Here is a 14,118-nt window from a genome sequence, read left to right as displayed (position 1 = left end):
CACGCCGGGGCCAATCGGACACTTCGATCGTGATCTGCGGCATAGCGCGGCAGTGGCTGGTCTCTCAGTAGGGTGCTCGGGTCTCGATTTCGGTGGCGAGCTTTGTCAGCTTGTTGGTCATGGCGGAGAAGCGCTGCCGACGTTTGATCCAGGATCCGGCGCTGCCGATTTGCTGCTGCCCGATCGCGTCGATGGCCTTGCGCTTGCTTGCTGGACTCTCGTGGGCGGCATAGTTGCGCAGTGCCACCATGATGTTCAACTGGGACTTGTACTGCTCCTGCTTGACCGCGGCCAGCAACCAGTGATCATCCGGGACGTAGCCCTTGATCGTCTTGATGAGTCCGTCGCGCCCCTTGAAGTCGAAGTAGCCTCCACCCGTGACGAGGTACTCGCAGATCTCGTCGGTGAGGTGCTTGGGGAACACGATGCCGGTCTGAGCAGAGATGGTGCTGGTGTCGTTGTTGATCGCGGCCACGATGCAGTCGAGCATCAACCGCTCGAACGCGACGTACGTCTTGATCAAAGCCGCTTCATATGCCCAAGTCAGCGCAAGATCACCCAGTCCAGAACCTGCGACCTCGTCGGTGAAACGATCGATGCGCTCGGTCGTTTCCCTGAACTTCCTGGCCGCGGTCTTGCCACTCTTTTTGCGAGGCATCCGACAAGCGTAGGACACCACGATCGTGCCGGAGGTCGGTCAGGTGGTGCTGGGCTTGTCGTCCGTGTCAGGTCGGGGTGGGAGCCGTTTCAACATGTCGGCCCATGTCTGATCGGTCTCTCGCTGTCGTTGGGCGACGTCGTCGAGGACCTGCTGGACGTCCTTCGCGGAGTAGCCCTCCATGGTTTCGACTTTGCCCTCCGCCCCGAACGTGATCTTCTTACCCTTGTGCCGTTCGAAGAACTTGGTGATCGCGACGGACACGGCTCCGCCTGTTCCGAGTGAGACGGCGAGGACTTCGAGCCATCCTCCAGCGGAGAGTTCTATGACGTTGCTGACGTGGAGACCTTCGGCTTCGAAGCACTCCCTCAACTCGTTGGCGTGGCCAGGCGAGACCCGGACGTCGAATTCGGATTGCCCAGGGTGGCCTGGACCGATCTGAAGAGTGAGGTTCGAGTTCTCGGCAGGTTCGGGTCTGGGCGCCATCCCATGATTGTTCACGGTGCTATCGATGAGCTGGCCAGCACGTCTTGAACGCAGGTGCTCATCCCCGCGTCAGTGGAGGCCGCTGCGCAGCGGGTTGTTCCTGACAGGCGACGTACTCAAAGCCTGCCGCTCATGAGCGAGGAGCGGGCGGCCCGCCCGCAAGCTGGCCAACCTGGACCGGACGCGCGATCGGCAGTCCTCAGGCCGGGTCAACCTCGGAATGCCGATCATCACCACCGGATCACCTCATCCGGCTACGTTTCCCGATCTTGGTGGTGAAGGTGGCAGCCCCCAACTCGATCGTGACGCCACCGGTCGGACTGGTGATACAGCGGCTCACCGGTCCCGGACGGCTCAACGTGATCTCCAACGGCGGTGAATTCACCTTCATCAACAGCGCAACGATGGGTTTGGGAGCTGAAGCCGTGGTCAAGTCGGTGATCACCACCTACGACACCGCGGGAAGACAGCTCGCGCGGATCGACAGCGCGCCGGTCACCGGTGAGTACGGCGCCGTCGACCTCATTATCGGCGGGCGGCGATCGGTGCCTGGGTGAACACCGCCGGGCTGATCGTGGTCCTCCAGCTGCCGTTCGCGGGCTGGCAGTGGTTCGGACACCCGTTGCGAGGACTCCCCGACTTGACACGCGGCCTGGCAACGACAACTCGAGGCCGGGTTCTGCGAGACTGACGATTGCGGCTGCTGGGCTTCGGAATTTCAACCAGCTATGCAATGTCACGCATTCTAGAGGTCAGTAGCGCAAGCGAGCCTGCGGAGGAAATATCTTGGCGATGTTTTTTAAGGAGTCATTCGACTTTGCGGATCGGAATAGTAAACTTTTCGACTTTACGCACACCGCGAGCGCTGCGCTGTGGAATCTTCGATGGCAAGTGCAAGGCTATGTGACCGTCTCCCCTGAAGCTACCAAGCAGCGAGGTCCGCACCGGATTCGGTGCGGCGATCCTGCTGGGCGTCGGCGATGACGACAATGGCGCCTGCGTCGCCGAACACGACGCCGCCACCGAGGACGAGGCCCCCGCTGGATCGAGCAGACCCTGCCCACCGCCGGAGCCTTCCTGTTCGCCATGTACACCGAAGGCATCCGCGTCTACGACGGGCCGGGCGAATCCCGCTGGGAGAACTCATCGACGGCACCGTGCGCTGGTGGCCACCGCAACGACACCCAGCGATAACCACACATCCCGGGCGGCGGACTCGTCGTGACGGTCCCGCTGCCTAGACTGCTGCCGATGGCACCCACCGGATCGAAGTCCACGCGCCTGGCGATCGTGCGCGGCAACTCGGGATCGGGTAAGAGCTCCGTCGCGCTGGCCGTCCGTTCACACCTCGGCCGGACCTGCGCTGTGGCGGCCCAGGACGTCATCCGCCGGACCATCCTCAAAGAACGCGACGTGCCCGGCGGCGTGAACGTCGGTCTCCTCTCGACCGTCGTCCGCTACGCTCTCGACGCGGGCTTGCACGTGATCGTGGAAGGCATCCTGCACGCCGAGCGCTACGGCGACATGCTTGCCGACCTCGCCGCCGACCATCGCGGCCGCACCGGCGTCTACTACCTGGACGTCTCATTCGAGGAGTCCCTGCGCCGGCACGCGACCCGGCCGCAAGCGGCTGAGTTCGGCCCCGAGCACATGCGCGAGTGGTACCGCGAGCAGGACCTGCTCGGACTGGCCGGCGAGCAGCTCATCCCGCCAACCTCCAGCCTGCAGGACACCGTCGGACGCATCCTCACCGATGTGTTCGACCAGCAGCACGTACGAGACGTCACCCCGGACGACCCTGTCGCATTGGGCAACGTCATCGGTGGGTGATCACCGCCTTGTGCCTAGTTTCAGCGGGCTACGACGGTGAAGATGCCCGGGTCGCGGCCAACCTCGTAACGCTGGTGGTCGCGTGCGTGGCCGACATCCCCTGGGGATCGGAAGTCCTTGTCGATGCAGCGAATCGACCAAGAGCACTACCTTGGCCATAGGTAGCTGGCCGTTGATGGCCGCGAGCTGACCCACCAGGGCACGGTTCGATGACGACTAAACCTGTCGCGGCGAAGTCGTCGAGGTCCCCTTGGCTCGGGAGTACTCCAGCACCCCGGCTGTGGTCCACAAATGCTGGCTCGCAATCGTATCCGTCTCAGACGGCGACTACCAGCGACGACAAGGCGCTGTAGATGTCAGTAAGAGTGCTCAGCGGACAGGCGCCTACTCGAATCCGCAGGGTGCGGTCCCGGTGCGTGGATGCGTCCAGCACATAGACTGCTCCGGGTAACCGTGAGCCGTCGTCATCAGGAGAGTGACTTGTTCGAGAAGGGCCAGCGTGTCAGGGTCAACTCTGCAGGCGTGCCCGAGTTCGCCACTATCCGGTTCGTGCTCCCGGGCGACGAGCCCGGGGCATTCGACCTGATCTTGGTCGACGACGAGGACCGGCGCCATGAGGTCAACCTGGTAGCCGGTGATACCGAGACCGTTCGCGCGTTGGTGAGCGATGGCGGGGCGAGTTCTGCTCGTGTCCTAGCGGGGATGTGGACACGCTGGATGGCAGCTGCCGCGACGAACGCGGAGTCCAGTGCGATGGCGTCGACGCCGCTCAAACCGTACGCGCATCAGACGACTGCGGTGTACGGGGCGATGCTGCCACAGCCGCTGTTGCGCTTCCTCTTGGCGGACGAACCGGGCACGGGCAAGACGATCATGGCAGGGCTTTACCTGCGGGAGATGCAGCGTCTGGGGCTAGTGAAGCGGGCGATCGTCGTCTGCCCGGCTAACCTGGCCACCAAGTGGGTGGATGACTTCGATCGGCTCTTGGGCGGCGGACTGCGCCAGCTCACCTCAGCTACGATCCGTGAGGACGCGCTGAACAGTAATGACCTGTGGGTCGTGAGCCTTGAGCTGGCCGCGGTTAACCCGGCAGTGCAGGACGCAATCCGACCAGATCGGGCTGGGTGGGATCTGGTCATCTTCGACGAGGCCCATCGACTGACACCGACTGCTGCTGGGTTCCATCAGGTTGGTCGGCTTCTAGCGATGAACACCCCGCGAGCGTTGCTGATGACCGCGACGCCGCATCGCGGCAAGGAGTGGCTGTTCCGCCACCTCCTCCATCTGGTCGATCCGGCGATCTACCCGGACCCTGGCGCCGATCCCAACGTCGACTTGACCGCACTACGGCCGGGCCCGATCCACTTCCTACGCCGCATGAAGGAAGACCTGGTCGACTATGACGGCAAGACTCGCCTGTTCAAAGGGCGTACAGCACACAATCGCAGCGTCCCGCTGTCCCGGACTGAGTACAGCTACTACCAGGCAGCGGTCGACATGGTTGACCAGTACTTCCCACCGGCGGCACAGCCGCTCGCGCGAATGGTCTACGGCAAGCGTGCGGCCTCCAGCTTGTACGCGCTTGCTGAGACGTTGCGCCGCCGGCATACCCACATGGGGCAGATGAGCGAGGCCGAGGCAGCGCTGAACGCCGACCGCGACGATCAAGGGGATGACAGCGAGATCGACGAGGCCAAGGTCGTGCACGCTGCATCCACGGCCGCGCGGGCCGAGCGCGCCGCGATCAAGACGCTCATTGACCAGGTCGATGCCACGGTTGCTGACCCTGCCATCGAGCCGTCGAAGTGGATCAGGCTCACTGAGGACTGTCTGGCGGAGCACGGCATCCGCCCGGGAAATGCCGAGCAGGCTGTCATCTTCACCGAGTACGCCGACTCCGCGAAGTGGATTACGCAACGTCTTCAATCAGAGGGCTACACCGCACGCACCTACTCCGGTAGGCAGAGCAAGCCCGACCGCGACGAAGTCCGCAGGGCGTTCATGCGCGGCGAGTTCCAGATCATTGTCACCACGGACGCCGGTAACGAAGGTATCGATTTGCAGGCCGCGCATGTGTTGGTCAACTACGACATTCCCTGGTCGCTGGTCCGCCTTGAGCAGCGAATGGGGCGCATCCACCGCGTTGGCCAAGACCGTGAGGTCTTCCTATACAACCTCGTCGCGACCGATACCCGCGAAGGCGATACGCTCCTGCGTTTGCTCGACAACTTCGTCACCGCAGCGAATGAGTTGCGCGGCCAGATGTTCGACAGCTTGTCGGCCGTCGCCGAGATTACCGGCGTCGACTACGACAAGTGGCTTTCCGACCTCTACGGCAACGACGAGGTCAGAAAGCAGAACGCGATCGACGCTGCCCGCGCGATTCAGACGCAGGAACTCGCTCGAGCTGCCCGGCAGGTTCGCGACACAGAGCGGAAGCTGGCCAGCCAAGTTGACGCGGTGGCCGCGCTGACGCTCTTACAGCGTGATCTTTTCGCTCGCGTCAACCCCGCCATCGTCGAGGCGTACCTGGATCGGCTTGATGCAGCGAAGCTGCTGCGTGCTGAACCGACCGCCGCAGGGCCCGGCTTCCGACGGATCGCGCTCACCGACGGAGCACTGCCCGCGAGTCTGGGTGGCGGCTCCGAGGTCCACATCGCGACTAGTGGTGACGCCTTACGGGCAGCGGCGGGAAGCATCGATGTCGGCGACACGATCACACTGGGCCCCGGGGAACCGGGGTTCACCGATCTGATCGCGCTGGCCGATCATAATCTCGCTGAAGACGTCTACCAGTCCGGCGCGGCAGAAGACCCCACGAGCTTGACCCCGTACGATCTCTACGCCTATCAGGCGACGCTGACCGAAAGCGACGGCAAGCGCGCCAGCGTCTGGGCCACCTTGATTAAGGTCGACGACAGCGGTCAGGCACGCGCCGTGCGCTGGGAGGCCCTAGCCAACCTCGTCCCGACCACCCGCGTTGGGACTGGGCCGCATCCTGCGCGCCAGGCCAGCGCGGCGAACGCGGCTCACAACGTCGCGCACCAGACTGTGGAGGAACATCGCCGGGTCCGCGCTGACTGGTTCGCCCAAGCCCGTAAGGATCTGAATAACCTGCCGCTCAGTCTCACTGATGGGATCACCGACCGTGATACCCGGCTCGCCCTTCGCCACCGACTGCAGGCGCAGACCGCTGAGCGTCTCGAGGAGCTTGGCCGCCTTGTCAGTGTTCAACTCACCGTTCCTAAGCTGGTCAGCCGTATCCGTGTCCACGCCGCCGCAGACCCGACCGTCGCTGCCGAGATCGACTCCGAGATGGTGTCGATGAGGCACGTACATCAGCTCCTCGAAAGCGACGGCTGGGCCGTCGAGGACGTGCACACGGAGGGGCGTGGGTACGACTTGGAAGCTCGACGCAACAGACAAATTCGTCACGTAGAAGTGAAAGGTGTACTTGGAAGCGCCGCCAGTAGCGGAATCCGGATGACTGGTAACGAGGTGCTCATCGCGACGCAGCATCGAAAGGACTATTGGCTGTACGTCGTCGACGAGTGCGCAGACGGGAAGGGCGCCTTCTTTGGTGCCTATCAGGACCCAGCCACGCTGTTCGCAGCCGACATGACCGGGGACGCGATATTCCGCGTCCCCGGAAGCAGCCTCAAGAATGCCCCGGGGAGCAACGTATGACCCGCATGATCGAACGCTGGTTCCCCTGCGCCGAGGTCTCGGCCAACAGTCGCTCTGGCTGGGGCTCGGGCAACGCCGAAGTGGGTCTCATGACCTGGTTCGCGAAGCGGCCCACCGTGCAGGCCAAGGCAGCGGTCATCTGTTCGCTGCTGCCCTGGCCGGACAGCCAGGCTGAACAAGCGAGACTGCAGGAGCTCGTACGGCTGGCCCTGATGGGGCGGTTCGTCGCTGTCAAGGAATTGCGGGCAGAGATTGAGAAATCGAACCCTGACGGCGCAACGATCCTCGATCCGTTCAGCGGCAGGGGAATGATTCCCCTGGAGGGAGCACGGCTGGGCCTGCGGGCGCACGCCCTCGACTACAGCCCGGTGGCGGTGCTGGCCAGCCGTCTGTTGACAGACTTTCCCGCTCGCGACTGGGATCAGGAACCCGAACTGCCGTTCACCCTCCCTAGCGATAGCTTGATCGACCAGCACCCTCGCCTTGTCCAGGACGTTCGGTCGGTTCTGCAAGAGGTCGGCCGTCGCCACACCAAGGTCATGGAGCCGGTCTATCCGAAGGTCGATGGACGGCGAGCATGGGGTTACCTCTGGGCGATCACAATGCCGTGTCAGGAGTGCGGCAACCACTTCCCGCTCATCGGTCAACTCGAGCTTCGTAAACCGAGCAAGCGGAAGGGGAAGAAGGGGCAGCCGGACTTCTACGATGTTGGCCAGTCCTACTACATCGAGACCGATGCCGCCTCGGGTACCTGGTCAGTTTTCGTGCACGAAGGCGCACCGCGTGGCGTACCGACACGTCAGGTTCCTCCGGGCAAAAGCCGGTATGACAGCAACGGTCGGCTCGCCGTGTGTCCATTCTGTGGTTATGGCCACAACCGTGACGTTCAGATGAGAATCCTACGCACCGATGCCGCAGGCGACGAACCACTGCTCGCTGCAGAACTCGACAGCCAGGTTGGAAAGCTCTATCGCGAACTGGACCCGGTGGAGATCGACGCGGTGAAACGTGCTGAAGCTGACCTCGCCGCCGAAACACCATTCGGACGTTTTCTCCCGGCGTTGCCCAATGAAGCAATCCCAGCGGGTAACACATGGACTGTGCAGGCGACCGTATACGGCGCCACTCGCTACGGCGACATGATGAATGCGCGACAGAGCCTTTCGTTTATTCGCCTGGCTCGGACGATCCAAGAAATAGGCGACGACTTGACGGCAGCTGGATGCTCCAAGGAGTATGTGCGGGCGTTGACCGGGTATGCCGCCGCCGCGATGGCTCGGAAACTGCGACGCGCCACCCGTGGTTGCACACTGGATCCGAAGCTCAACAAGGTGAATGACCTGTTCGCCACCGAATCGAGCCTGAATTTCTCGTTTGACTACTTCGAGGTTGGCCTCGCTGACGGCCCGGGCGGTTGGGACTCGGTCTCGGCCGGCTCTCTTGCGTCACTGACGACTATTGTGCCGCCAGCTGGGACAGCCGCGTCCTGCTCGGTGGCTCGCGGAACTGCCACAGATCTCCCGTTCGCAAACCGACAGATCAGCGCGGTCGTCACGGACCCGCCCTACGACGCGATGATCGACTATACCGACGCGAGCGACCTCTTCTATGTGTGGCTAAAGCGTGCTCTCGCCTCCTCATGGCCGGAGATGGGCATGACGGCCCACGAACACGGTGTCCAGGAGAAGACGCACGAGATCATCGTCAAGAAGGGCGGAACCAGCAACAACGACCACCGTAACCGCAAGCATTACGACACGCTGATCGCACAGGCGTTCGCCGAGTCGCAGCGGGTCGTCCGTTCCGACGGTGTGGTCACGATCGTCTTCGGTCACGGTGAGCCCGAGGTATGGCAACGGCTGTTGAACGCCATTGACAGCGCAGGGTTGGTGCTGACCGGCGCGTGGCCGGCCAAGACCGAGCAGGGCGGGAAAACGGGATTCTCCAACATCGTCACGACGCTGACGATGTGCTGTCGTCCCGCCCCCGCAAATCGTCCAGCCGGGCGCAAGGGCACAGTCGAGTCCGAAATCAAGGCCGAGATCAGGCGCCGCTACCCGGACTGGGAGCGATGGGTACTCGCACCCGCCGACATGCTGATGGCCGCAGCTGGCCCTGCCATGGAGGTAGTGGGGCGTTACGCCGAAATCCTGGACGCCAAAGGGCAACCGGTCGACATCGCCACCTTCCTGCCATTGGCGCGGGCCGCCGTTCAGGAAGCTATGTCCGTCCAGATCGACCACCAGCCACTGGAGACTTTCGACGCTCGGACGCGCTTCGCGCTGTGGTGGGTGCGGCTCTATGGTCGGCATGGGCAGCCAAAGTCCGAGCTGCGCTGGCAGAGTCTGGCCGCTTCGTTGAAGACCGAAGATGTTCGCGACCTTGTACCCGACATTGACAAGGGCGTGCGGTTCGTCTCCGCCCGCAATTTCAAGACTCGGGTCAATGCAGCTTCCGCAGTCATCGACGTCGCCCTGGCTCTAGCCGCGGCGTCTGACGAGGGTCTTGCCGCGATGGGTGAGGTGCTCGCAACAGCGGGTCGGACCGTCGACGACACCTACCTGTGGTCGGCAGTGAACTTCCTGGCAGACCGGCTGCCCGATGGCGACCCTGACAAGGTGGCGTTTACCAGGGTGATGCGAACACGCGGTGGAATCGCCAGCGCTGCGGAGACAATGCTCGCCACTGAACAACAGCAGCTAATCCAACGAACAGACTTCGATGCGCAGCTGAAGCTGCTATAAGTGCTTGTGGAGATCACACTTGACCGGCGCACGATGACACATGAACACAAGAGGATGACGTGACAAAAGGCGTGACGCCATGGTGGAAGGCGTTGAAGATCCGACCCGAAATCGTCAATGCTGCTGGGCAGATCGACGATGTACAGATGTCGCTGTTCCAGGCCGTGCACGGCACCGGTCGCGACAAACCGCCGTACGCGGACGCCACCTACTACGGTGAGATCACGCACCCCACGGGGCGGCTCATCGATCTGTTGACAGAGATTGCGATCCGAGTCGGGGGTGGCAGCGACTATCTGAAGGCACGCGCGGTCACTCGTCTGGACCAGGGCATGGGAGGCGGTAAGTCCCATGCCTGCATTGGGGCCTACCACTTGATCGCGAACCCGGAAGCCTTGTTTGCCACAGAACTGGGCAAAGGAGTTATTTCGCGCGCGAAGGCGCGAATCGGCCGTGATCTGCCGGATGATCTCGATAATCCCCACGTCGTGGTCCTGCCGTGCGACAACATGACGCCCGGTGCAGGCGTCCAGGAACTGGATGGCCCCGCCGTCAACCTGTACGAACGGTTCCTATGGCGCTTGTTCGGCAAGGACTACACGCTTTTTGAGCGTTACCGGCCCTTCTGGAGCGACAAGAGTAAGATCGCCGAGGCGATCAAGGCGGTCAACCGCCCCGTCCTGATCATCGTGGATGAGGTGCTGGACTATGTCGGCAACGGTCTCGACGGTGCTCAGAAGCCTGACCTCGCCGCACAGGACATGGCCTTCCTGCGTGCTCTACTCGATGTTGTCAACGATGTCCCGCGCGTCGCCCTATTGATGGTCATGATCGCATCCGAACGCGACAAGACCGCCTTGTCGGATGAGGCAAAAGATCGCCGTGACGACCTAAACGGCTTGCTGGACCGAAACGGGCTGCCTGCCACGGTAACCGAAGTCGGCGACTTCGCTGATATCTTGCGGCGCCGACTGTTCGACGCCGAGCCAGCCGCGGAGGTGTTGTCGGCCACTGCAGCGCTTTACAAGCCCGTGTTGGACAACAAGGCCTGGAACAAACATGTCTGGGACTCCATCGGTGCCGAATGGCGACGACGCTGGAACGACGAGGTAGCGGCGTGCTACCCGTTCCACCCCATGCTAATGAGCGTGGCCAAGGAGGAATGGAGCAAAGTCACCGGATTCCAGCGAGTGCGATCGACCATTCGAATTTTCGCCGCTACGGTGTATGCCCAACAACAGCGAGGCAAGGCTGGCGAGTGGGTACCCGCACTCATCGGCCCAGGTGACTTGCCGCTGTCGGATAGTTCTGTACGTGAGGCGCTGCTTGGCAGCGGGCTGGTCGAAGACGACCGGACGATCGCCAACTACCGCAGCCTCGCGGAGATCGAGGTCGTCAACCACGACGACGCCGCAGGGACTGCCCGCCGTCAAGATCTCGCGCGGACCCCCACGATTTGGACGGAGACCAACCCTCGGGTGGCAGAGCGTGCCGCCACGTTTATCTTCCTTGCCAGCATCGTGGGAACGCTACGACCGGGGCGCGGCAGGGGCGCCAGCGCACCCGAGGTCAAGGCCGCGACCAGTGTTCCTGACGCCAACTACAGCCTCACAGACGCGGACACTGTCGTCGAGGAGCTTGTGCATCCCGACCGAGGCATGAGCGCGGTTGAGATTGTTCCGGGCCAGGGCAACAACAAGCCAGCTCGCTACTTCCTCTCGACGCGCCTCACGCACCGGATGTTGGTCAATAACATCCGGCGTACGGTTACGGAGGCCGAACGCGACGAGGTTCTGTTCGAGTTTGCCCAGGGCCTCTCCAATGGCGGGCCGTTCCGTGAGTTGATGTTCGTTGAGGCTGACACCGCCCGGCCCGCAGCCGATGTTCTTGCGACTGCCGGGCTAGACACGGCGCACACGACACGGCTGATCGTGCTCGATCCTGCACAATTTAGCCTGCGTAATGGTATGGAAGCACCGACGATGGAAGCTCTCACCGTTGCTATGGGGCTTGGAGAGGGAACGCAGAAACTGCCGGTGCAGTGGGGCAGCAGTGCCGTGTACGCGCTTGTGAACACCCAACGACGCGGCCTGGCGCGTGGGGTAGCAGTCGAATACCTCGCTCGACAGAAAGCACTCGCAGCTCCGGAAGTCCAAGGCGATGATGACCTCAAGGCAACGGGGACCAAAGACCTCGCGAGCGCGAAACAACAGCTCGAGAAGGCGGTCAAACGAGCCTATCAACACGTTGTCTATTTGACACAACCCGATCCGGACGGCGAACGTTATCTCGACCAACTCGCATTCGATGATGAGAACCACACGGCGTTGGACGGCACGCTAGTGTGGAAAAGCCTCGCTGCTCGGGACAAGGTATTCGACAAGGGGCAATTCGACCCCAAGGCGCTCCTGCACAACTTGCGCGATCAGGATTACGGGAGGACCCTGTCCGACCTTCGCGCAGCGTTCTACAGCGCGCCAAGGCTTCCATTGTTGTTCGCTGGTGACCGCGACCTGCAGCAAGCCATCTATGACGCCGCAGAAACAGGGCTCGTGGATATTGTGGACGGCTCAGGCGGACGCGTGGTGGTCACCGCGCCCGGTCAGGTGAACCTCACTAGCGCCGGACTACGCCTGGCCAAACCACAACCGAAGACATGTGAACACTGTGGGCAAGCGGACCACACCGGCACTTGCCCCACAGCGCAGTCAGCCAGTGCAACGGGCTCCGCGGCAGCGACAACACCGCCGGGCGGTGCCACATCTGGCGCGGCTACGGGAAGCGCCGGAAATAAAGAAGACAACGGTTCACCGGCTGCGACGGAAAAGCAAGCTGCGTTCTCGTTCACAAGTAATCTTCTTGCCAATTCGGGAAACTCTGACGCCTTCGCAGCATTGTTCAAAACGTTGTACATGGCGCTCGACGAACGGCAGATCAGCTACTTACAAGGAACCCTGCAACTAGTAGTGGATGCCGACACCGCCAACGACTTACAACAGAATATGGATGAGCTCGGCATCAGTGGAACCATTAAGGATATCTGACAGTCAGACCGAGGCGTTATAGGGTCAAGGAATATGCATTGGTCTCCCACTTAGACCGGCGGACATCCCCGCCAACACCGCGGACACGGAGGACGTGCGGCTCGCCGTCGTGACTTTGTGGTCATTGGCCCACTCCGACACGGCGGTGCGGTAGTTGACGTCCCCCATCTCGTGGACCGGTTCTACACCGTGAGCCAGACGGGGTGTGCGGTCGACGTCATGCTGGGTGCCAGCTGGGCTGGTGTCGATCATCGACGACCACCTTGGCGCAGAGTCCTGCTTCGAGGACCTGTGCCTGCCGCTGAGTGTTGTACCCCCTGCCGTGGACTGCCGAGCCGAGGTGATCCGGTCCGGACCGCCGCGTACCGCATTGCGGACGGGTAGATGCCGCGATTTCCCGGCATCTACCCGCCCGTCGAACACGGGCTCGTGGGCCTCCGGCACGCCGGTCATCCTCCGGCGGTGATTCCCGGGATTCCCTTCAGCTCACCCATCAGCATCGAGCTGACCTTGACCGGGTAGTCGTACAGCGCGAAGATCGTCTGTCGCCGTTTGCCGACGAGCTTGAGGTGTACCGGAGTCTCACCGCGGTGGGCCTGCAGTGTCTGCTTGAGTTCGCTGACCACGCCCTGGTCGATGCGTTCGGCCGCGGCCAGCAGCATCAGCGGTGGTTCGTCCCCGCCGAGTTCGGCGGAACTGAGGTCGAGTGGGACGAGACCGCCGCCGAAGATCGACATCTTGTCCTCGCGCCAGTTGACCCTGCCCTTCACCAGCACCGCGTTGTCCTCGGCCAGGTCGGCGGAGAACATCGCGTAGGCCTTGGGGAAGAACAGCACCTCGAGGGAGGCGTCGAGGTCCTCCACCGTGCAGATGGCCCACGGCTCGCCCTTCTTGTTGACCCGCCGGTCGAGGGAGGTGATCAGCCCGGAGATGATGAGCTCGCCCTCCTTCGGCGGATCGGCGAGGATGGCCGCGATCGGCCGCGGCGCGTGCTTGCGCAGAATCCGCTCCGCCCCGTCCAGCGGGTGCGCGGAGACGTACAGCCCCAGCATTTCCCGTTCGTAGCCGAGCAGCTGCTTGCGCGGGTACTCCTCGTCCCCGAACTTCAGATGCGCCAATGGCGAGGAAGCATCAGTGATCTCACTGTCATCGCCGCCGCCAAAGAGATCGAACTGCCCCATGGCCTGCTGGCGTTTGAGCGGTACCACGGCTTCCACGGCGTCCTCGTGGACCTGCACCATCGACAGCCGGGTGTTGCCGAGCGAGTCGAACGCCCCGGCCTTGATCAGTGACTCGATCACCCGCTTGTTGCAGGCCACCAGCTCGGACTTGTCGAGGAAGTCGGTGAAGGAGGAGTACTTGCCCTTCTCCTCGCGGGTCTTGATGATCGAGTCGACGACGTTCGCGCCGACGTTGCGCACCGCGCCCATACCGAACCGGATGTCGTCGCCGACGGCGGCGAAGCGCAGCGCTGACTCGTTGACGTCCGGCGGCAGCACCTTGATGCCCAGCCTGCGGCACTCGGACAGGTAGATCGCCGATTTGTCCTTGTTGTCGCCCACCGAGGTGAGCAGCGCGGCCATGTACTCGGCCTTGTAGTTCGCCTTGAGGTACGCGGTCCAGTACGAGATCAGGCCGTAGGCGGCGGCGTGGCTCTTGTTGAACGCGT

Annotated in this window: 8 protein-coding genes; 5 read left to right on the top strand and 3 right to left on the bottom strand. The window is 62.8% G+C overall.

What is annotated here, in order from left to right; all coding sequences use genetic code 11:
• Positions 1–64 precede the first annotated feature (64 nt).
• Together D0C15_RS29375 and D0C15_RS29370 are read right to left on the bottom strand one after the other, a co-directional pair.
• A complete protein-coding gene (locus tag D0C15_RS29375) occupies positions 65–658 on the bottom strand; it encodes a hypothetical protein (RefSeq protein WP_116051379.1) in 594 nt (197 codons plus the stop codon).
• 39 nt (positions 659–697) lie between these two features.
• Positions 698–1,144, bottom strand: coding sequence for a hypothetical protein (locus D0C15_RS29370; RefSeq protein ID WP_116051378.1), 447 nt, complete (start codon positions 1,142–1,144; stop codon positions 698–700).
• Between the two features lie 281 nt (positions 1,145–1,425).
• Here D0C15_RS29370 and D0C15_RS29365 point away from each other — a divergent pair, with 281 nt between their 5' ends.
• The 5 genes from D0C15_RS29365 (at position 1,426) to D0C15_RS29340 (ending at position 12,449) form a co-directional block, all read left to right on the top strand.
• Entirely contained in the window at positions 1,426–1,701 is a 276-nt protein-coding gene (locus D0C15_RS29365) for a hypothetical protein (RefSeq protein ID WP_162830299.1), read from the top strand.
• A gap of 694 nt (positions 1,702–2,395) precedes the next feature.
• Positions 2,396–2,974, top strand: coding sequence for a kinase (locus D0C15_RS29355; protein ID WP_116051375.1), 579 nt, complete (start codon positions 2,396–2,398; stop codon positions 2,972–2,974).
• A 480-nt stretch (positions 2,975–3,454) separates the two neighbouring features.
• Positions 3,455–6,661: a helicase-related protein gene (locus D0C15_RS29350; RefSeq protein WP_206078068.1), complete on the top strand. Its 3,207-nt coding sequence runs from the start codon at positions 3,455–3,457 to the stop codon at positions 6,659–6,661.
• Entirely contained in the window at positions 6,658–9,405 is a 2,748-nt protein-coding gene (locus D0C15_RS29345; protein WP_116051373.1) for a DUF1156 domain-containing protein, read from the top strand. Before D0C15_RS29350 ends, D0C15_RS29345 begins: the two co-directional genes overlap by 4 nt.
• 59 nt (positions 9,406–9,464) lie before the next feature.
• The gene (locus tag D0C15_RS29340) at positions 9,465–12,449 is read left to right on the top strand and encodes a DUF499 domain-containing protein (protein ID WP_116051372.1); all 2,985 of its coding nucleotides are present in this window, start codon (positions 9,465–9,467) and stop codon (positions 12,447–12,449) included.
• Positions 12,450–12,898: 449 nt separating this feature from the next.
• Here the strand turns inward: D0C15_RS29340 and D0C15_RS29330 are convergent.
• Positions 12,899–14,118 (bottom strand): helix-hairpin-helix domain-containing protein (locus D0C15_RS29330; protein WP_342768618.1); only part of this gene is annotated, 1,220 nt, incomplete at its 5' end.

The organism is Amycolatopsis palatopharyngis, assembly GCF_003385185.1.
GTDB classification, from domain to species: Bacteria; Actinomycetota; Actinomycetes; order Mycobacteriales; family Pseudonocardiaceae; genus Amycolatopsis; species Amycolatopsis palatopharyngis.
Note: the sequence above shows the minus strand (reverse complement) of the source record. Positions and strands in the feature narration are given on the sequence as shown.